Raw genomic sequence first — 20,276 nt, forward strand, 5'->3', positions numbered from 1 at the left:
TGGTGAACCGGCTTATGCATCGGTAAACAGCCGTTCGGCGTAGCGGGCAAGGCCCGAGGCCACAGAGCCGAAGTCATCCCCTCCTTCCAGAGGCACTGCGGGCAGCTTCTGGCGAATGTAGGCCTTGATGAGGGGGGAGCGGGCGCTGCCACCTGTGACGAAGACCCGGTCCGGCGACACGCCGGCGGCGGCGATCGCCTCGTCCATCAGCTCGCCAATCTTCTCCAGCAGCGGTGCCGAGGCACTGGCCAGCTGAGGGCGAGTGAGCTCCGCCTCCAACCCTTTCTCCAGCTCGTTCAGGGTCTGGTGATTGAGCTCATGGTCGGACAGGGCGATCTTGCCCTGCTCGGCGCGCCACACCAGCTGGTGGCTCAGCTTGTGGGCCCGCAGGCTGGCGAGCCGTGAGAGCTTGCTGCCGGGCTGGCTGTCGAGCTGCAGATCCTGCAGCTGGCGGGCGGTATCCAGGCTGTAGAAGCGGCTCTGGGCGCTGACGTCGTTGATGGCGGCCGCGTCCCAGAACAGCGGGTGGGGCAGGGGCTTGCCGGTCTTGAGGGTCTCGTGCATGCCGAGCAGCGGCATCATGCCCTCCACCGTCAGGCGGATGTCGAAGTCGTTGCCGCCGATGCGCTGGCCGCTGTGACCGAGCAGATCGCCGCTGCGATCGAGCCGGTCGCGGTGGCTGGGGCCCATGCGCAGCATGGAGCAGTCAGTGGTACCGCCGCCTATGTCCACCACCAGCACCACGGCATCCTCGGTGAGGCGCGCCTCGAACTCGAAGCCGGCGGCGACCGGTTCGTAGAGAAACTCCACCCGTTCGAAGCCGGCGAGGCGGGCAGCCTCACCCAGGATGGCGATGGCCTGGCGGTTGCTCTCCTCCCCGGCCAGCCCCTGGAAGTTGACCGGGCGACCTATCACCGCCTGGCGTACGGGGGCCCCTGTCTGCTGCTCCGCCTCGTGGCGGACGTGCAGCATCATGGCGCAGACGATGTCCTCGAACAGGGCGATCTGGGGCGCCTTGAGGCCGTAGGCCCCGAGGAAGGATTTCGGCGACTTGATGTAGTAACCGTCATCCGGCTCCTCCAGGTAGCGCTCCAGCGCCGCCCCGCCGAAGCTGAGCTCGTCGATGAGCCCCTCTTCGCGCATCTGGCGGCGTACCGCCTGGGCCCGGGTCACCACGGGGCCGCGCAGCTTGAGGTATTCCGCTTGCTGGGTGCTGGCCAGCCGTTCGGCCAGCAGGCCGGCGATGGCATCCCGGTGCGGCGCGTGCAGGGTGGAGGGGAGGTAGTGGGAGCCGGAGAGGGTCAGCAGCCTGGGGCTGCCCTGTTCCATCACGGCGACGGCACAGTTGGAGGTACCGTAATCAAATCCGATAAACATGGGTGCCAGACTCCAGAGTAAAAAAGGAGGACTGGCCTGCCCGAAGGTGCCGGGTCTTACAACCCGACGCACAGTCGGAGGTACAGTGAGCAAATCCGATGAACATGCTTGCCAGACTCCTGTACAAAAAAGGGCTGGTAGCCTACCTGATGATGTCGGGTCTCACAACCCGGCACCCAGGTTATTGAGGTCGCAGGGAGCAATAGGACGAGCGGGGTGTCTGTCGGCGCAAAGAACAGAGGGAGTGGCTCCCTCTGTTTTCATCGCTATGGGGGAGGGGTCACTCCACCTCGTTGTCGCTGCGGCCCTGGCTCTCGATGGCCTGGATGTTGCCGAGGGTGGTGTCGGCGATGGCGTGCAGCGCCTCCCGGGTCAGGAAGGCCTGGTGACCGGTGAACAGCACGTTGTGGCAGGCGGAGAGACGGCGGAAGACGTCATCGGTGATCACCTCGTTGGACTTGTCCTCGAAGAAGAGATCTTCCTCCTCCTCGTAGACGTCCAGCCCCAGGGCGCCGATGCGGGAGGTCTTGAGGGCCTCGATGGCGGCATTGGAGTCGAGCAGGCCGCCCCGGCTGGTGTTGATGATCATCACCCCGTCCTTCATCTTGGCGAAGGCCTCCTTGTTCAGCAGGTGGTAGTTCTCCTTGAACAGGGGACAGTGCAGGCTGATGACGTCGGACTGGCGCAGCAGGGTGTCGATGTCCACGTACTCGGCCCCCAGATCGATGGCCGCCTGGCTCGGGTAGGGGTCGCTCACCAGCAGCCGCATGCCGAAGCCCTTGAGGATGCGCAGGGTGGCGATGCCGATCTTGCCGGTGCCTATGATGCCGGCGGTGCGGCCGTGCATGTTGAAGCCGACCAGGCCTTCCAGGGAGAAGTTGGCGTCGCGGGTGCGCTGGTAGGCCTTATGGATGCGGCGGTTGAGGGTCATCATCAGACCCACGGCGTGTTCGGCGACGGCTTCGGGGGAGTAGGCGGGCACCCGCACTACTTTCAGCCCCAGCTCCTTGGCGGCGACCAGATCCACGTTGTTGTAACCGGCGCAGCGCAGGGCGATCACCTTGGTGCCGTTGGCGGCCAGCTCGGTCAGCACCTCCCGGTCGGCATCGTCATTGACGAACAGGCAGACCACGGGGAAGTGATGGGCGAGGCGGGCTGTCTTGGCCTCCAGCCGCACGTCGAAGAACTCCAGCTCGAAGCCGTACTGGCTGTTGGCCTGATTGAAGTGTTCCTTGTCGTAGCTCTTGGTACTGAAAACGGCGACTCTCATGGTGCGCTCTCCGCAGATAATGATGTGGTTAAATTACAACAAATAGTGACCGTCATCACGGGATAAATGGTGAGGATTCAGCCCCAGGGCATGATGGGGACGGCGCTCACTGCGCTCTTGTACGAACCATCCACCAACTTGGTGCTGTAAGTCAGATAGACCAGCGCATTGCGCTTCTCGTCGTAAAAACGCACCACCTTCTGCTCCTTGAACACCAGGGAGGTGCTGACGTCGAACACCTCTTCCCCGGCTTTGAGCTTGGCGGGGAGGGTGATGGGACCTGTCTGGTGGCACGACAGTGAGGCGTGGGAGGGATCTTCCGCCAGCCCGAGACCGCCCTTGACGCCGCCGGTCTTGGGGCGGGCCAGGTAGCAGGCGACGCCGGCTATCTTGGGGTCGTCGAACGCCTCCACCAGGATCTTGTGATTGGGGCCGACCAGCTTGAAGGCGGTGCTCACCTCGCCGACGGGATCGGCCTTGTCGGCCAGCGCCGGACCGGCAAACAGCATGCCCAGCAGCAGAGGCAGGGCGCGGGTGAGGGGGAAATAGTGTGTCATGGTTTCTCCTTTGGACTCCCTCAGTAGGGGATACCCAAGCGACGATAGAGGCTGGCCAGCACCCAGGCGGGGCCGACCAGCAGAAATTGCAGGTCGGTGAGGAAGGAGGGGCGCCTCCCCTCTATCCGATGGCCGACGAACTGGGCTACCCAGAGCAGCGCGAAGCCGCACAGGGCGGGCCACAGTAAGGGTCCTTGCCAGCTGTGACAGAAGGCCAGCCCCAGCGCGGTCAGCGCCGCCATCCCCACGAACAGGGCAAACGACAGTTGCAGGTAGAAGGCCAGCACCGGAATGGCAACCAGCGCCGCCCAGTTGAGGGAGGGGGGCAAGGGCCCGGCCGGCAGGCACCAGAGCAGGGCCAGGGTGCAGAGGTAGATACCGGGCACCGCCACCTTGTGGATGGCCACATTGACCGGGTGCCGGTGGCTCTGGCCGTAGTCGCTGAACCAGTCGTCGAGTCGTTTCATGGCACCTCCCTGGTGCGGCTGGTTGAGACCGGCCCGCTTATTCCCTGCGAGCCGGTGGTCAGGGACTACTGCTCCTGCAACAAATAGGGCTCTGGAATCCCGGCGTTACTGCCCCTGCCTGGGTGGATAGTCCCAATATTGGGCTGGAATGCTCCTGAGCAAGGGTGTCATGTCCGGATTGGGCAGGGATATGGTGACCCGCAGCTCCAGGTTCGCGCTGGCCAGGGCCTCGCGGACCCTGGGATTCTCGTGGAAGAACTTCATGAAGCTGCCGTCGGTATAGGCCCGCTCCAGTCCGCTCTGGAGCGCTTTGGCCAGCTTGGGGGACTCTGGGCTGACGAAGAAGAACTCGGCGAAGGGGTAGCGGATCAGCAAGTGCTGCTCTATGGCGAGATTGGGGTACTGGGCCGCCAGCTCACGGCGTTCCGCGAAGATCTCCACCAGACCGCGGGGGAAGAAGTCGAGCTTGTCGCCGTCGTTGATGAGGCGGAACAGGTTGCTGTAGCGCCCCGCGTAGGTCGCTATGCCCGCCTGCTCCAGGATCTTGTTGTCGGCCCAGCCGACCCCCTGGGCCGCCTTCAGCTGCTTGAGATCTGCCAGGGTGTTGACCTGGTTGAACTTCTCCTGGGCATCGCTGTGGATGAACGACAGCCGCAGCCCTTCCAGACCGCGGAACAGCGGAATGGGGACTGGGATCAGGGCGGATTCGAGGGCGCTGGAGGTACCCATCCAGAACACATTGATGGTTTTGCCCTTGCGCAGTTCCTGCTGCAGGGTGAACTGATTGAGATTGAGGTCGACCCGCTCCAGCTTGTAGGGCTGTCCGGCACGGTCGAGTGCCAGCTCCAGTAGCTTGAGCTGGTATTCGCTGTCGAGGTCATTGATCGGTCGGCTGGGGACCTTGACGGTGAGAGTCTGCGCCTGTGCCAGCAGCGGCAGGCACAAACACAGCTTGATGAGCCATTTCACGCTCTGATCTCCTGTAGAGTCCGGGACTTGCCCGGAGTCTAACAGAAGTTGTCACGCTCTTGCTGTGAAGCCGCAAACAAGGTTCATGTGCAGCCCGGCATGCCCGTCTGTCTACAAGGACGCCGGTGCCTGCACACTGCCTTGCCAGCGGCCCGGTGCGACAAGGGGGTGACGGTTCACTGGCGCCTCAGGCGACGCGGCGGAACACGTGGGTGTCGTTGAATTCCTTGGTGCTCTGGCACTCGACACAGAAGCGGGACTCAGGACGAGCCTGCAGCCGCTTGAGAGAGATCTCGTCACCGCAGGATTCGCAGTAACCAAAGTCCCCTTCATTGATGCGTCTCAGCGCCCCTTTCAGCTTGCGCAGATGCAGCTTGTCGTGCTCGATGCGGTTCAGCTCCAGACGGCGGGCCTCCTCGATGCTGGCACGATCAATTTCATCGGCCATCTCGTTGGTATCGGTGGCGATGGCCTGGCTGGCTTGGGAGTTGAGACGCTCTTCGAGCTCGAGGATTTGTCGCTCGATCTGACCCTTGTAAAAGGCCAGTTGGTCTTCAGTCATGAAATCACACATAGGGTTTGCTACCAGTCAGTTTCCCAATTTTTCCCATTTATGGGGGCTGTAGGCCCGCAGACCAAGCCCCTGTAGTCCGATTTGCACCAAATCCATGCAGGAGAGTGCAAATCAGGGCGGGCCTTGTACCAAAAAAATGCAGGTATGCAAAGAGAATTGGATAAGGATTGTGCGCCCTTGCAAAGAAATGGGCCCGCTCCGACAGGGGCTGACTGAGTATCGAGCAGCTTCCGTCCAGCCTTGGCATCGAGCTTGCAGTGGGCTGATCGTGACACAGAGTGTTTAGTATTTGGTGCCGCAGTGGTCATTATATCGGCCGTTGTTTATAGTTTTTTAAACACCACTGCTTGACAAAGGCCTTTATCACGGGCTTTTATGGTGATGTCGATTACATTTTCTTAACAAGGGTGTTCCTTATATTAGACACCCTTGCCAATGACAACCGTAGAGTCGGGGTTTAACATGGACAGTATCAAGGGCTGGATGGAGAGCAATCGCATCACGGAAGTGGAGTGCCTGTTCCCGGATTTCACCGGCAATGCCCGAGGCAAGATCATTCCGGCCAACAAGTTTCTGCGCGAAGGGGGCATGCGGCTGCCCGAGGTCATCTTCACCCAGACGGTGACCGGCGAGTACCCGGATGACGACAGCATGATTGACCCGCTGGAGCGGGACATGCAGCTCTATCCCGATCCCAACACCATTCGTTTCGTGCCCTGGGCACTGGAGCCCACGGCTCAGGTGATCCACGACTGTTTCGACATCAATGGCAAGCTGATCGACATAGCGCCGCGCTCCGTGCTGCGCCGGGTCTTGTCATTTTACGAGAAGCAGGGCTGGAAGCCGGTGGTGGCCCCCGAGCTCGAATTCTATCTGGTCAAGCGCAATGAAGACCCCGACTATCCGCTGGTGCCGCCGGTGGGCCGCAACGGCCGCCCCGAGACGGCTCGCCAGTCGTTCAGCATCGATGCGGTCAACGAATTCGATCCCATCTTCGAGGACATGTACGACTACTGCGAGGCCCAGGAGCTGGAGGTGGACACCTTGATCCACGAGTCCGGCGCCGCCCAGATGGAGATCAACTTCCTGCACGGTGACGCCATCGATCTCGCCGACCAGGTGTTCCTGTTCAAGCGCACCATGCGGGAAGCGGCACACCGTCACGGTATCTATGCCACCTTCATGGCCAAGCCCATGAGCGATGAGCCGGGCTCCGCCATGCACATCCACCAGAGCCTGGAAGATGCCGAGGGGCGCAACCTGTTTGGCACCAGCGAAGGGGGCAACTCCGCCCTGTTCATGCACTTCATCGCCGGTCTGCAGAAGTACACCCCGGCGGTAACCGCCCTGCTGGCGCCGAACGTCAACTCCTACCGCCGCCTCACCTTCGGCGAGAGCGCGCCGCGCAACGTGCAGTGGGGCGTGGAAAACCGCACCTGCGGCCTACGGGTGCCCTTCTCCGAGCCGAGCGCGCGCCGGGTCGAGAACCGCTTCGCCGGTGCCGACGCCAACCCCTATCTGGCACTGGCCGCCACCCTGGCCTGCGGCTACCTCGGCATGCTGGAGAAGCTGGAGCCGATGCAGGAGATGAAGGCGAGTGCCTATGACCTGCCCTACAGCCTGCCCCGTTCCCTGGAGGAGTCGCTCAGCCATCTGGAGCAGTGCGAGCCCATCAAGGACATGCTGGGGGAGCGTTTCATCCGCGCCTTCGTCGCGGTCAAGCGCAAGGAGTATGAGACCTACTTCGGGGTGATCAGCCGCTGGGAACGGGAATTCCTGCTGCTGAACGTCTGACCCGTCTCGGGAGGGGCGCAGATCCCTCCCGTCACTCTCAAAGCAAGATGGCACTGGCTCGTGAGGGGCGGCTGATGGCGCCCGCTCGCGGCCGCACCGTGCCCGTGGGCCAGCCCATGGATGCATGCACGAAGATCGCTTAAATCGAAGGAACCGAGGAGCAGGCAATGACGCAGACCGCCCGTGAGTAGCAGTGACCGGGGGAGTGCCAGCCGCCCTCAGCAATTGACGAACAAACATCGCTTAAATCGAAGGAACCGAGGAGCAAGCAATGAAGCAGACCACCCGTGAGTGGCAGCAACTGGATGCCAGCCACCACCTGCATCCCTTTACCGACTTTCAGGCCCTGAACAAGAAGGGCAGCCGCATCATCACCAAGGCCGAGGGGGTCTATCTGGAAGACTCCGACGGGCGCCGCATCCTGGACGGGATGGCGGGCCTGTGGTGCGTCAACCTGGGTTATGGCCGCCAGGAGCTGGTGGATGCCGCCACCAAGCAGATGCAGCAACTGCCCTATTACAACCTCTTCTTCCAGACCAGCCATCCCCCCGCCGCCGAACTGGCGACCCTGCTGGCCGAGATCACCCCTTCCCATCTCAACCACGTCTTCTTCACCGGTTCGGGCTCGGAGTGCAACGACACTGTGCTGCGCATGGTGCGTCACTACTGGGCCAGCAAGGGGCAGCCGGACAAGCAGGTGATCATCAGCCGTCACAACGCCTATCACGGCTCCACGGTGGCAGGCGCCAGTCTGGGGGGCATGAAGGGCATGCACGCCCAGGGTGGCCTGCCCATTCCCGGCATAGTCCATATCGATCAGCCCTATCACTTCGGTGAGGGGGAGGGCATGAGCGCCCACGAGTTCGGCCTGGCCCGTGCCCGCCAGCTGGAAGAGAAGATTCTGGCGCTGGGGGTGGACAAGGTGGCGGCCTTCATCGGCGAGCCTATCCAGGGGGCCGGCGGCGTCATCATTCCGCCCGACAGCTACTGGCCCGAGATCCAGCGCATCTGTGACAAGTACGGCATCCTGCTCATCGCCGACGAGGTGATCTGCGGTTTCGGTCGCACCGGCCACTGGTTCGCCAGCGAAGGCTTCGGCATCAAGCCTGACCTCATGTGTCTGGCCAAGGGCATCACCTCGGGTTACCTGCCGATGGGGGCCGTGATGGTGGGGGACAGGGTCGCCAAAGTGCTGGTGGAAGAGGGGGGCGAGTTCAACCATGGCTTCACCTATTCCGGTCATCCGGTGGCCTGCGCCGTAGCCATTGCCAACATCCAGCTTATGCAAAGTGAGAGCATAGTTAAGCGTGTTCATGATAGTATCGGCCCCTATTTGCAGCGCCGCTGGAGCGAGCTTGCCGATCACCCGCTGGTGGGAGAAACCCGGGGTAAAGGTCTGGTTGCCGCGTTGGAAATAGTCCAGGACAAACAGACGAAACGTCGTTTCCCGGCCGAACTGCACGCCGGGATGACCTGTCGGGAGTTCTGTTTTAACAATGGCTTGGTGATGAGGGCTGTCGGCGATACCATGATCATATCGCCCCCCTTGGTGATCACCGAGGAACAGGTGGATGAATTGGTCAAACTGGCCAGGCTCAGTCTGGATCTGACGGCTGCAAAGCTGCAGGAATAGGCTGAAACCGGGCAGATTGGCTTACGCATACAATTTGCTTAGGAGACAAGGACTATGTCTTTTAAAAAGGGAATGATGGCTGCTTCCGTGGCGCTGGTCATGATGAGTACCGGGGCGATGGCCGACGAGAAGGTGCTGCACGTCTATAACTGGAGCGATTACATCGCGCCGGATACGCTGGAAAACTTCCAGAAGGAGACGGGCATCAAGGTGGTGTATGACGTGTTCGACAGCAACGAGGTGCTGGAAGCCAAGTTGCTGGCGGGCAGTTCGGGTTATGACATCGTCGTCCCGTCCAACCCCTTCCTGGCCAAGCAGATCAAGGCAGGCGTCTTCCAGAAGCTGGACAAGTCCAAACTCTCCAACTGGCAGAACATGGATGTCGATCTGCTCAAGGCGCTCGAACCGAGCGATCCGGGCAACCAGTACTCCATCCCTTACCTGTGGGGCACCATTGGCTACGCCTACAACGCCGAGAAGGTGAAGGCCGTGCTGGGTGCCGATGCGCCGGTCAACTCCTGGGATCTGGTGTTCAAGCCGGAGAACATGGCCAAGTTGAAGGAGTGCGGTGTCTCCTTCCTCGACTCGCCGACCGAAATGCTGCCGGCCGCCCTGCAATACCTGGGCTTCAAGCCGGATAGCCAGAAGCCGGACGAGTTGAAGAAGGCTGAGGAGCTGTTCCTCTCCATCCGCCCCTATACCGCCTACTTCCACTCCTCCAAGTACATTTCGGATCTGGCCAACGGCAACCTGTGCGTGGCGGTGGGTTACTCAGGTGACTTGCAGCAGTCCAAGGCACGTGCCGCCGAAGCCAAGAACGGTGTCAGTCTGACTTACACCATTCCGAAAGAGGGGGCTGGCAGCTTCTTCGACATGATCGCCATCCCGGCGGATGCCAAGAACGTCGAGGCAGCCCACACCTTCATCAACTATCTGATGAAGCCGGAAGTGATCGCGAACATCACCAACGTGGTGCAGTTCCCGAACGGCAACAAGGCCGCCACCCCGCTGGTGGACGAGGCGATCCGTACCGATCCGGGCATCTACCCGACGGCGGACACCCTCAAGAAGATCTACACCTTCCCGGATCTGCCGGCCAAGGTGCAGCGTCTGATGACCCGCAGCTGGACCAAGATCAAATCAGGTAAGTAAGTGACGAGTACCCCTCCCGGTCCGCAGTTCGGCCGGGAGGGTGGTGACCACCCGACAGGTTGGACGGCGCGTATGGATGCGCGACTGGCAAAATCACACAAACGAGGACTGATAAGTGCACATGACCAAGATGGCAACGCTGGCCCTGACCCTGGGGTTTGCAAATCTGACCCAGGCAGCCCCTGTGGTTCATTTTTACAACTGGTCCGATTATATCGGCGAGACCACCCTCAGTGACTTTCAGCAGAAGACCGGGATCAAGACCGTCTACGACGTGTTTGACTCCAACGAGACGCTGGAGGGCAAGCTGCTGACCGGCCGCACCGGTTACGATCTGGTCGTGCCTTCCAACAATTTCCTGGCCAAGCAGATCAAGGCGGGGGCATTCCAGAAGCTGGATCCCGCCCTGCTGCCCAACCTGAGCAACCTGGATCCCCTGCTGCTCAAGCAGCTCGACAAGGTGGATCCGGGTCATCAGTACGCCGTGCCCTATCTGTGGGGCACCAACGGCATCGGTTACAACGTCGAGAAGGTGAAGGCGGTGCTGGGGGTCGACAAGATCGACTCCTGGGCCATCATCTTCGAGCCGGAAAACATGAAGAAGCTCTCCCAGTGCGGGGTGGCCTTCCTCGACTCGGCGGACGAGATGATCCCGGCGGCCCTGAACTACCTCGGCCTCAACCCCAACAGCCACGATCCTGCGGATCTCAAGCGTGCCGAAGAGCAGTTGCTCAAGGTGCGGCCCTATGTGACCTACTTCCACTCCTCCAAGTACATAGGGGATCTCGCCAATGGCGACATCTGTGTGGCGGCGGGGTTCTCCGGTGACATACTGCAGGCGGCGGCCCGGGCCGACGAGGCGGGCAAGGGGATCAAGATTGCCTACAGCATCCCCAAGGAGGGGGGCAATCTGTGGTTCGACATGATGGCGATCCCCTCCGATGCCACCAACGTCAAAGAGGCTCACGCCCTGATCAACTACATTCTCGAGCCGCAAGTGATCGCCAAGGTGAGCGACTACGTGGGCTACGCGAACCCGAACATCAAGGCGGGAGAGTTCATGGACAAGGCCGTGCGCGATGACGAGTCCGTCTACCCCCCCCAGGCGGTGCTGGAGCGTCTGTATGTGCAGGAAGCACATCCCCGCTCGGTGCAGCGCCTGATCACCCGGAGTTGGACCAAGATCAAGTCCGGAACCTAACCTTGGCGCCCATCCCGGGGCGCCAGATTGTATTGATGGATCGGCCCCGGCCGGTATCACCTTTGGGAGTTTGGTAATGGCGATAGCCTCCAGTGCCTACAAGAAAGCCCTCGAGGGCAGCCAGCAGCGTAAAGAAGTGCTGGTCAAAATAGACAGGGTAAGCAAGCAGTTCGACGAAACGCTGGCGGTCGATAACGTGTCTCTCAACATCCACAAGGGCGAGATCTTCGCCCTGCTGGGTGGGTCCGGCTCCGGCAAGTCCACCTTGCTGCGGATGCTGGCCGGGTTCGAGCGCCCCACCGAAGGGCGGCTGTTCCTGGATGGGGTCGACATTACCGACATGCCGCCCTATGAACGTCCCATCAACATGATGTTCCAGTCCTACGCCCTGTTTCCCCACATGACGGTGGCGCAGAACATCGCCTTCGGCCTCAAGCAGGATGGCCTGCCCAAGGCAGAGGTCGACGCCCGGGTGGAAGAGATGCTCAAGCTGGTGCAGATGACCCAGTATGCCCGTCGCAAGCCGCATCAGCTCTCCGGTGGTCAGCGCCAGCGGGTCGCCCTGGCCCGCTCTCTGGCCAAGCGCCCCAAGTTGCTGCTGCTGGATGAGCCCATGGGGGCGCTGGACAAGAAGCTGCGTTCCAAGATGCAGCTGGAGCTGGTGGAGATCATCGAGCGAGTCGGCGTAACCTGCGTCATGGTGACCCACGATCAGGAAGAGGCCATGACCATGGCCGAACGGATCGCCATCATGCACCTGGGTTGCATCGAGCAGATTGGCAGCCCGATGGACATCTACGAGACCCCGGCCAGCCGGCTGGTGTGCGAGTTCATCGGCAACGTCAACCTGTTTGACGGCCTGCTGGTGGAAGATGAGCAGGACCACGCCACCATCGCCTGCGCGGATCTGGAGCAGCCCATCTACGTGGGCCACGGCATCAGCTCCCGTGCCGAGAACAAGAAGGTGACCTACGCCCTGCGGCCGGAAAAATTGCTGATGAGCCTGCACAAGCCGGAGGAGATCGAGCATCCGGACTTCAACTGGACCAAGGGTGAGGTCTATGACATCGCCTATCTGGGCGGTCACTCGGTTTATCACATCCAGCTGCCCTCGGGCAAAATCGTTCAGGCTTTCATCGCCAATGCCGAACGCCACGGCAAGCGGCCAACCTGGGATGACCAGGTGTTCCTCTATTGGGAAGATGACAGCGGCGTGGTGCTGCAATCATGAAGGCATTGAGACGACTCAAGCAGATGGGGGGGCGCCAGCTGGTGATCGGCATCCCCTTCTTCTGGCTGTTCCTGTTCTTCCTGCTGCCCTTCGTCATAGTGGTGAAGATCAGCTTCGCCGAAGCGGATGTGGCTATTCCGCCCTACACCGATGTGATGAGCTGGGCCGACAATCAGCTCACCATCCTGCTCAACATGGGCAACTACCTGCTGTTGCAGGAGGACGAGCTCTACATCGCCGCCTATCTGGGCTCCCTCAAGATGGCCTTCATCAGCACCCTGCTGTGCCTGCTGATCGGCTATCCCATGGCCTACTCCATCGCGCGGGCCAACAAGGAGACCCAGACCGTTCTGCTGTTGCTCATCATGATGCCGACCTGGACCGCGATCCTGATCCGGGTCTACGCCTGGATGGGCATCCTCAGCAACAACGGCCTGCTCAACAGCTTCTTGCTGGGGATAGGAGTGATAGACGAGCCGCTGCAGATCCTCAACACCAACCTGGCGGTCTATATCGGTATCGTTTACTCCTACCTGCCGTTCATGGTGCTGCCGCTCTACGCCAACCTGGTCAAGCACGATCAGAGCCTGCTGGAGGCGGCCTCCGATCTCGGCGCCCGCAACCTGACCCGCTTCTGGCAGATCACTGTGCCGCTCTCCAAGAACGGCATCATCGCCGGTTGCATGCTGGTCTTCATCCCCGTGGTGGGCGAGTTCGTCATCCCCGAGATGCTGGGCGGCCCCGAGACTCTGATGATAGGCAAGGTGCTGTGGCAGGAGTTCTTCAACAACCGCGACTGGCCGGTAGCGTCCGCCCTGGCGGTGGTGATGCTGGCGGTGCTGATCATTCCGATCATCCTGTTCAACCGCAACCAGGCCAAAGAGCTGGAGGGCAAGGTATGAAAACTGGACTGTTGATTGTCCCCGTACCATCCCTGTTCAACTGCCACCAGGCGAAGGAAGTGGAGGCTAAGGTATGAGGCGCTTTGGTTTTGCCAAGCTGATGCTCTGGCTGGGGCTGCTGTTCATCTACCTGCCCATGATCATCATGGTCATCTACTCCTTCAACGCTTCCAAGCTGGTGACGGTATGGGGAGGCTGGTCGCTCAAGTGGTACTTCGGTCTGCTCGACAACAAGCAGTTGATTGGCTCAGTGTTCCGCTCCCTGGAGATCGCCTTCTACACCGCCATCGCCGCGGTGGCGCTGGGGACTGTGGCCGCCTTCGTGCTGACCCGGATCCCTCACTTCCGTGGCCGCACCCTGTTTGGCGGCATGGTGACGGCGCCGCTGGTGATGCCGGAGGTGATCACCGGTCTGTCGCTGCTGCTGCTGTTCGTGGCCATGGCCCAGCTGGTGGGCTGGCCCGCCGAGCGGGGCATGCTGACCATCTGGATCGCTCACACCACCTTCTGTACCGCCTACGTGGCGATAGTGGTGTCGGCGCGGTTGCGGGAACTGGATCTCTCCATCGAGGAGGCGGCGATGGATCTCGGCGCCAAGCCCTGGAAGGTGTTCTTCCTCATCACCATCCCGATGATAGCGCCGTCGCTGGCGGCGGGCGGCATGATGTCGTTTGCCCTGTCGCTGGATGATCTGGTGCTGGCGAGCTTCGTCTCAGGCCCGGGGTCCACTACCTTGCCGATGGAGGTGTTCTCGGCGGTGCGGCTCGGGGTGAAACCCGAGATCAACGCGGTGGCGAGCCTGATCCTGCTGTCGGTGTCGCTGTTCACCTTCGGCAGCTGGTACCTGATGGCGAGGGCAGAGAAACGCCGCCGCGCCGAGATTGCCATGACCACCCAGATGCAGGCCGTCGCCTGACCCCGGGGCTGTTGACGCAGTAACACGGCTTGCGCCGACGGCTCAACAGCCCCTAAGATCCGCATTCTCTCATCCGTCAGGAGAATGGAATGCGGATCTCCCTCTTTATCGGCCAGAGCGCCGAGATGAATGCCGAACTCGCCCCCGGACTCGTCAGTGCCATTGACAAGCGTGAGGCAGATCATCCCCTGTGGTGCAGCTTCTCTGGCCTGGAGGGCGATGAGCAGAGCGACCGACGCCATCACGGCGGCCCGGATCGTGCCCTGCACTATTATCCTGCGGATCACTACCCCTGGTGGAAGACCTGGCAGACAGCGCTGGGTCTGCCTGCCCCCCGTGCTCCCTGGCAGCCGGCGGCCTTTGGCGAAAACCTCTCCGGCCTCGGATTGACCGAGGCCCAGGCCTGCATCGGCGATGTCTATCGCCTCGGCGCCGCCCTGGTCCAGATCAGTCAGCCGAGATCCCCCTGCTTCAAGCTCAATCAACGCTTTGGCTACCCGCACCTCTCCCTGGTGATGCAGCTCAACGGCCGCTGCGGCTGGTTGCTGCGGGTGCTGGAGGAGGGGCGCGTGGCCCCGGTGGATGAACTGCTGCTGATGGACAGGCCCTATCCCGAGCTGACGGTGACGCGCACCGCCGACATCCTGTTCAACCAGACCCGCCACGAAGGGGACCTGCAACTGCTGCTGGACAACCCGGCGCTCTCTCCCAACTGGCGCCAGCATGCGGCCCACTGGCTGGAGCACGGGGTCGTTGCCGATTGGAGTCGGCGTCTGCTGGGACCGGCCGAGTTTCAGCTGCCGCCAAAGGCGTAACTGAGTACCGGGACGAGCCGGCGCCCCTATCGCCATGAAACGCTGAATTATTGAGCGCAAAGCCCTTTTTTTACGGCAGATGCAAAAAAAGGCTTGTGTCATGTCGGGGCTTTCGGTAAATTCTCGCCCCGCAGACATCGGTGTGTAGCGCAGCTTGGTAGCGCACTTCGTTCGGGACGAAGGGGTCGGAGGTTCGAATCCTCTCACACCGACCACATTAGAAAAGGCCGCTCATCGAGCGGCCTTTTCGCATTTGGCTCTTTGCCTTGGTCCCCCCTCGGCAGACGGGGCAGGATAGGTACATGGGGTCGATTGCCCGGGGCTGAATGCTGCCCATTAAAAGGGCCACCGCTCGGTGGCCCCACAGGTGGAGTCTGATCCTGACTCCGGCACTCTAGATTGTGGCAATCTCGTTGTGGGTCTTGTCTATGGTGCCCTCCTTGCGCCCTGGGCGCATGATCAGATATGCCAGTGTTGATGCTGCAATGCCTTGAAGCCGTGCTGAGTTTGCAGAGCCGCATGCTTGGGGTACTCACTAATGAAATGTGCTATTCCCTCCATCAGTTGTGACCGCAGAGAAGACACGGGCTCGTGCCAGGCCTGCAGGCAGAGATGGCCGGGGATCAACTGCTCTCGATACGCTTCCAGCAGCTGTTCTGGCCAGGGCTCGATATGGGAATCATGACGCAGTAAATAGTGGGCGGCGGGTTCACGGGCATAGATGAACTGAACTTGGGCCAGGTCGCGTTGGCTGAGCGTTTGGCTGCCGATGTGGCAAGTCAAATATTTCCCCGTCTTCAGATTCAGGAAGTGACCGCGTTGCCGACAGGCAATGATGCGATACCAAGGCAGGGGTGAACAGAGAGAATACCCCTTCAGCTCCTGTTCCAACCAGTGACGGCACTCGGGCGTCTGCACCTCTTCGCGCATGGACTCGAGCTGTGTCAACAAGGCTCTGGATGGTTTGGTAGCCAGCATCGCGCTCATCGTCTGCAATCCTCCCTCTGCACAGAATCCCGACTTCCAGTATGGACCCTGACCGGTGGAGGGGGTAACAATTCTAATGATTAAAATCGGCTTAGAAGCGCACTTTTTATGCAATAAAGGCCATTAGCCAACCAGGTAGGTGCCGGTACCAAAGGCGATATGAGTCCCTTCTTCGTTGTGCAGTTCCATACGGGCGACGGCGACCTTGCTGCCCGCCCGGATGATATGGGCGGTGGCGATAAACTCGTTGCCGCGACCGGGTCGCAGATAGTCGACTCTCAGGTCTATGGTGCCGAGGCGGGAGAAGCGCTCCTTGAGGTAGCTGGGGGAGAAGTCTTCCAGCTCGTCGATGCAGGAGGCGGCGACTATCATGCCGCCCGCCACGTCCAGCAGGCTGGCGGTCACACCGCCGTGCAGTATGTTGTGGAAGGGGTTGCCGATCAGCTTGTCATCCATCTTGATGCGCAGCTCCACCTTCTCGAAGTCATAGTGGGTCACCTGCATGCCGATCAATTTGTTGAACGGCATCTTCTCGGCGAACAGATTGGCAATGCCACTGAGCGCCATCTTCTTCAACATCTGTTTCATTCTCTGATACCGATCCCTGTCATCAAAGCCGAGTAAAAACTCCAGCCAGTCTGCAACACTTCCTTAACAGTCGCAATGGCAGGTTTATTGTGGGCGGCGGCTGCTTTAGAATGGCGACCCCAAAGGAGAGCCCATGACCGCCATTGCCGACACCTTGCCCGATACCCCCCTTGCCCTGCTGCAGGCGGTCTTCGGCTACCAGCAATTTCGGCCTGGCCAGCTCGAGATCATCGAACAGATAGTGACGGGGCGTGATGCCCTGGTGCTCAAGCCCACCGGTGGCGGCAAGTCGCTCTGTTACCAGATCCCGGCGCTGCTGCGCCCCGGGCTAGGGGTGGTGGTCTCCCCCCTCATTTCGCTGATGAAGGATCAGGTGGACAGCCTGCGTGCCAACGGCGTGGCGGCTGTCTACATCAACTCGGCCCTGAGCCGGGAGGAGATGATCCAGAACTTTGCCGCCATGCGTCGCGGCGAGATCAAGCTGGTCTATGTCTCCCCCGAGCGGCTGCTGCAGCACGAGTTTCTGGATCGGCTGGCAGAACTGCCCCTCGGGCTGTTCGCCATCGACGAGGCCCACTGCGTCTCCCAGTGGGGCCACGATTTTCGCCCCGAATACGCGGCGCTGGGGCGGCTCAAGCAGTGGTTCCCCCAGGTGCCCGTGGTGGCGCTCACCGCCACCGCCGACGAGGCGACCCGCAGCGACATGCTGCACCGGTTGGAGCTCCACGATCCCTTCATCCACACCGCCAGCTTCGACAGACCCAACATCCGCTACAGCCTGGTGGAGAAGTTCAAGGGGGCTGAGCAGTTGCTGCGCTACGTGCAGAGCCAGAAGGGCAACTGCGGCATCGTTTATTGCTCCAGCCGCAACCGGGTGGAAGAGGTCGCAGAGCGGCTCTCCCGCCATGGCTGCAAGGCGTCGCCCTATCATGCGGGCTTGCCGCTGGATCAGCGGCTGCGCACCCAGGATGCCTTCCTCAAGGACGATGTCGAGATAGTGGTGGCGACGGTGGCGTTCGGCATGGGCATCGACAAGCCCAACGTGCGCTTCGTGGTGCACTACGACATCCCCAAGAACATCGAATCCTACTATCAGGAAACCGGCCGGGCCGGTCGTGATGGGACCCCCGCCGAGGCGCTGCTGCTCTACGATCCCGCCGACATAGGCCGGGTGCGGCGCCTGCTCGACAACATAGAGAACCCCCAGCAGTTGCAGGTGGAGCAGTACAAGCTCAACGTGATGGCGGCCTTCGCCGAGGCGCAGACCTGCCGCCGTCAGGTGCTGCTCAACTACTTCGGCGAGTACAACGACAAGCCGTGCGGCAACTGCGACATCTGCCTGGATCCCCCCAAGAGCTATGACGGCACCGAAGATGCCCAGAAGGCGCTCTCCTGCGTCTGGCGGGTGGGTCAGAACTTCGGGGTGGGTTATGTGGTGGAGGTGCTCAGGGGCTCGCTCAACCAGCGCATCAAGGATCACGGCCACGACAAGCTGTCGACCTACGGCATCGGCAAGGATCAGAGCCACGAATACTGGATGAGCGTGATCCGCCAGCTGATCCACAAGGGACTGCTGACCCAGAACATCACCCGCAACCTGGTGTTGCAGCTGACCGAGGCGGCCCGGCCCGTGCTGCGCGGCGAGACGACGCTGGCCCTGGCGGTGCCGCGGCTGCAGCCCATCTCCAGCCGCAAGGAGAAGCGCAGCGGCCTGCTCGACAATGCCAACTACGACAAGCGGCTGTTCAAGGAGCTGCGGGCCCTGCGCAAGCAGATCGCCGAGGATGAAGAGGTGCCGCCCTACGTGGTGTTCAACGACGCTACCCTGGTGGAGATGGCCCAGCTGATGCCGATGACCGAGGACGAGATGCTGGCCGTCAACGGTGTCGGTCACCGCAAGCTGGAGCGCTTCGGCGAAGCCTTTATGGACCTTATCATCGAGTATTGCCGCCGGTAGGGTCGATTAGCGCAGCGTAATCGACCGCATCGGGGATAGGGCGTCGCCAGGCTACTTCAAGCTGGCGTAATAGGCCGCCAGGTTCTCCATGTCCGCCTCGGTCAGCATCGCCATGAAGGGGGCCATCAGCGGCTCGGTGCGGCTGCCCTCCTTGAAGGCTTTCATCTGTTTCAGCAGATAGGCAGAGTTCTGGCCGGCCAGATGGGGATAGACGGGGACGGTCGCCTTGCCATCCACCCCATGACAGGCGGCGCAGACAGTCGCCTTGGCCTTGCCTGCTTCGATGTCGGCGGCCTTGGCCTGATGTCCCCAGGCCAGTGCCAGCAGGGGCAGGGCATATATCCATTTTTGCATTGTTTTCTCCGTGAAATGAAATAGCGCGATCGCTTGTTAGCCTGTGCGGACAGACGGCGGTATAAAGAGTGACACGAGCATACGCAGGGACGAATCACGCCACCATGAAGTTGATCAACACTTTCGCCACCGAACTGCCCTGGGCCTGCGAGCCCGTGGCCCCTCAGCCCCTGCGTGAGCCCAGGCTGCTGCACCTCAATCAGGGGCTGCTGCGGGAGCTGGGGCTGGACGGGGTCGCTGAGGCCGACTGGCTCGCCTGCTGCGGGCAGGGGCAGCCGTTGCCGGGCATGCAGCCGGTGGCCCAGGTCTATGCCGGCCATCAGTTCGGGGGTTATAGCCCCCGGCTCGGTGATGGTCGAGCCCTGTTGCTGGGGGAGCAGTTGGCGCCGGACGGTCAACGCTGGGATCTGCACCTGAAGGGGGCGGGCAAGACGCCCTTCTCCCGCTTCGGCGACGGCCGCGCCGTGCTGCGCTCCAGCATCCGCGAATACCTCGCCTCGGAGGCGCTCCATGCCCTCGGCATCCCGACCACCCGGGCCCTGGTGCTGGTGGGCAGTGACGAACCCGTCTACCGGGAGCAGGTCGAGAGCGGGGCGACAGTGCTGCGCACAGCGCCTAGCCACCTGCGCTTCGGCCACTTCGAATATTTCGCCTGGAGCGGCCAGGGGGAGAAGATCCCCGCCCTCATCGACTATGCGCTGCGCCACCATTTCCCCGAATTGGCAAACGGCGCAGAGCTGTTTACCGAGGTGGTGCGCCGCACCGCGCGCCTCATCGCCAAGTGGCAGGCGGCGGGTTTCTGCCACGGGGTGATGAACACAGACAACATGTCCCTGCTCGGGCTGACCCTGGATTACGGCCCCTACGGCTTCATCGATGCCTATGTGCCCGACTTCGTCTGCAACCACTCGGATCCGGGTGGTCGCTACGCCCTGGATCAGCAGCCGGCGGTGGGTTACTGGAACTTGCAGAAGCTGGCCCAGGCGCTGGCGGATCAGGTGGACGGCGACGCCCTGGCAGGGGCGCTGGCCCAGTACGAGCATCAGCTGATGTTTCACTACTCCGAACTGATGCGGGCCCGACTCGGCCTGGAAACCTGGGAGGATGAAGACCCGGCCCTGTTCCGCCAGCTGTTCCAGCTGCTGGCGGAACACCGGGTGGACTATCACCTCTTCCTGCGCCGCCTGGGTGAGCTGACGTCTCAGGGGGAGTGGCCCGCCTCCCTGCTGGCGCTGCTGCCGGATCCCGCCCCCTGGCAGGGATGGCTCGACGCCTATCGGGCCCGGCTGGCCCGGGAAGGGAGCCAGGATGCGGCACGCAAGGCGCGGATGGACGCCGTCAATCCCAAGTACGTGCTGCGCAACGCCCTGGCCCAGCAGGTCATCGACGCCGCCGAGACGGGGAACATGGCACCGTTCGAGCGCCTGTTTGCTGCCCTGCAGCACCCCTATGACGAGCAGCCGGAATACGAGGACCTGGCGACCCCGGTTCCCCAGTGGTATTGCGGTGGTGAGCTCTCTTGCAGCAGTTGA

At 61.8% G+C, this 20,276-nt stretch carries 19 protein-coding genes and 1 tRNA gene; 11 read left to right on the forward strand and 9 right to left on the reverse strand.

Features of this window, described 5'->3' with window-relative positions:
• Positions 1-12: 12 nt before the first annotated feature.
• From yegD to WIR04_RS00690, 6 genes are all read right to left on the reverse strand, one after another.
• Positions 13-1,377: a molecular chaperone gene (yegD, locus tag WIR04_RS00665; RefSeq protein WP_338889730.1), complete on the reverse strand. Its 1,365-nt coding sequence runs from the start codon at positions 1,375-1,377 to the stop codon at positions 13-15.
• 280 nt (positions 1,378-1,657) lie between these two features.
• The gene (locus tag WIR04_RS00670) at positions 1,658-2,647 is read right to left on the reverse strand and encodes a 2-hydroxyacid dehydrogenase (protein WP_025328728.1); all 990 of its coding nucleotides are present in this window, start codon (positions 2,645-2,647) and stop codon (positions 1,658-1,660) included.
• Positions 2,648-2,724: 77 nt separating this feature from the next.
• Positions 2,725-3,204: a CreA family protein gene (locus WIR04_RS00675; RefSeq protein WP_338889733.1), complete on the reverse strand. Its 480-nt coding sequence runs from the start codon at positions 3,202-3,204 to the stop codon at positions 2,725-2,727.
• A gap of 20 nt (positions 3,205-3,224) precedes the next feature.
• Positions 3,225-3,671 (reverse strand): DUF962 domain-containing protein, encoded by a 447-nt coding sequence (locus WIR04_RS00680; RefSeq protein ID WP_338889735.1) that lies wholly within the window; start codon positions 3,669-3,671, stop codon positions 3,225-3,227.
• Positions 3,672-3,776: 105 nt separating this feature from the next.
• Positions 3,777-4,640, reverse strand: a complete 864-nt coding sequence (locus WIR04_RS00685) for a hypothetical protein (protein WP_338889737.1) — start codon at positions 4,638-4,640, stop codon at positions 3,777-3,779.
• A 187-nt stretch (positions 4,641-4,827) separates the two neighbouring features.
• Complete coding sequence (locus WIR04_RS00690) at positions 4,828-5,214, reverse strand: TraR/DksA family transcriptional regulator (protein WP_025328724.1); 387 nt, start codon at positions 5,212-5,214, stop codon at positions 4,828-4,830.
• A gap of 462 nt (positions 5,215-5,676) precedes the next feature.
• On the opposite strand from WIR04_RS00690, the gene WIR04_RS00695 reads away from it, so the two are divergent.
• The 9 genes from WIR04_RS00695 to WIR04_RS00735 all read left to right on the forward strand — a co-directional run bounded on the left by WIR04_RS00695 (position 5,677) and on the right by WIR04_RS00735 (position 15,073).
• A complete protein-coding gene (locus tag WIR04_RS00695; RefSeq protein WP_005328484.1) occupies positions 5,677-7,008 on the forward strand; it encodes a glutamine synthetase family protein in 1,332 nt (443 codons plus the stop codon).
• 271 nt (positions 7,009-7,279) lie between these two features.
• Entirely contained in the window at positions 7,280-8,641 is a 1,362-nt protein-coding gene (locus tag WIR04_RS00700; RefSeq protein ID WP_338889740.1) for an aspartate aminotransferase family protein, read from the forward strand.
• A 54-nt stretch (positions 8,642-8,695) separates the two neighbouring features.
• Positions 8,696-9,793: an extracellular solute-binding protein gene (locus tag WIR04_RS00705; protein ID WP_106885489.1), complete on the forward strand. Its 1,098-nt coding sequence runs from the start codon at positions 8,696-8,698 to the stop codon at positions 9,791-9,793.
• Between the two features lie 121 nt (positions 9,794-9,914).
• On the forward strand, positions 9,915-10,994 hold the full coding sequence (locus tag WIR04_RS00710) for a polyamine ABC transporter substrate-binding protein (RefSeq protein WP_041204402.1): 1,080 nt from the start codon (positions 9,915-9,917) through the stop codon (positions 10,992-10,994).
• Positions 10,995-11,070: 76 nt separating this feature from the next.
• Positions 11,071-12,225, forward strand: a complete 1,155-nt coding sequence (potA, locus tag WIR04_RS00715; protein WP_005328474.1) for a polyamine ABC transporter ATP-binding protein — start codon at positions 11,071-11,073, stop codon at positions 12,223-12,225.
• The gene (locus tag WIR04_RS00720) at positions 12,222-13,127 is read left to right on the forward strand and encodes an ABC transporter permease subunit (RefSeq protein ID WP_025328720.1); all 906 of its coding nucleotides are present in this window, start codon (positions 12,222-12,224) and stop codon (positions 13,125-13,127) included. The genes potA and WIR04_RS00720 overlap by 4 nt, the downstream gene beginning before the upstream one ends.
• Before the next feature lie 73 nt (positions 13,128-13,200).
• A complete protein-coding gene (locus tag WIR04_RS00725) occupies positions 13,201-14,043 on the forward strand; it encodes an ABC transporter permease subunit (protein WP_025328719.1) in 843 nt (280 codons plus the stop codon).
• A gap of 89 nt (positions 14,044-14,132) precedes the next feature.
• Positions 14,133-14,858, forward strand: coding sequence for an MOSC domain-containing protein (locus WIR04_RS00730; protein WP_338889750.1), 726 nt, complete (start codon positions 14,133-14,135; stop codon positions 14,856-14,858).
• A 138-nt stretch (positions 14,859-14,996) separates the two neighbouring features.
• A tRNA-Pro gene (locus tag WIR04_RS00735) sits at positions 14,997-15,073 on the forward strand.
• 244 nt (positions 15,074-15,317) lie between these two features.
• On the opposite strand, the gene WIR04_RS00740 is transcribed toward WIR04_RS00735, so the two are convergent.
• Positions 15,318-15,845 (reverse strand): hypothetical protein, encoded by a 528-nt coding sequence (locus tag WIR04_RS00740; protein WP_025328717.1) that lies wholly within the window; start codon positions 15,843-15,845, stop codon positions 15,318-15,320.
• 123 nt (positions 15,846-15,968) lie between these two features.
• Complete coding sequence (locus tag WIR04_RS00745; protein WP_162519265.1) at positions 15,969-16,433, reverse strand: thioesterase family protein; 465 nt, start codon at positions 16,431-16,433, stop codon at positions 15,969-15,971.
• A gap of 133 nt (positions 16,434-16,566) precedes the next feature.
• Between WIR04_RS00745 and recQ the strand changes: the two genes are divergently transcribed.
• Entirely contained in the window at positions 16,567-18,390 is a 1,824-nt protein-coding gene (gene recQ / locus WIR04_RS00750) for an ATP-dependent DNA helicase RecQ (protein ID WP_338889754.1), read from the forward strand.
• A 51-nt stretch (positions 18,391-18,441) separates the two neighbouring features.
• Here recQ and WIR04_RS00755 read toward each other — a convergent pair whose 3' ends face one another.
• Positions 18,442-18,744, reverse strand: coding sequence for a c-type cytochrome (locus tag WIR04_RS00755; protein ID WP_303806586.1), 303 nt, complete (start codon positions 18,742-18,744; stop codon positions 18,442-18,444).
• 104 nt (positions 18,745-18,848) lie between these two features.
• Here WIR04_RS00755 and WIR04_RS00760 point away from each other — a divergent pair, with 104 nt between their 5' ends.
• Positions 18,849-20,276, forward strand: coding sequence for a protein adenylyltransferase SelO (locus tag WIR04_RS00760; RefSeq protein ID WP_338889760.1), 1,428 nt, complete (start codon positions 18,849-18,851; stop codon positions 20,274-20,276).

Origin of the sequence: Aeromonas rivipollensis, assembly GCF_037811135.1 — a bacterium.
Lineage (GTDB): Bacteria > Pseudomonadota > Gammaproteobacteria > Enterobacterales > Aeromonadaceae > Aeromonas > Aeromonas rivipollensis.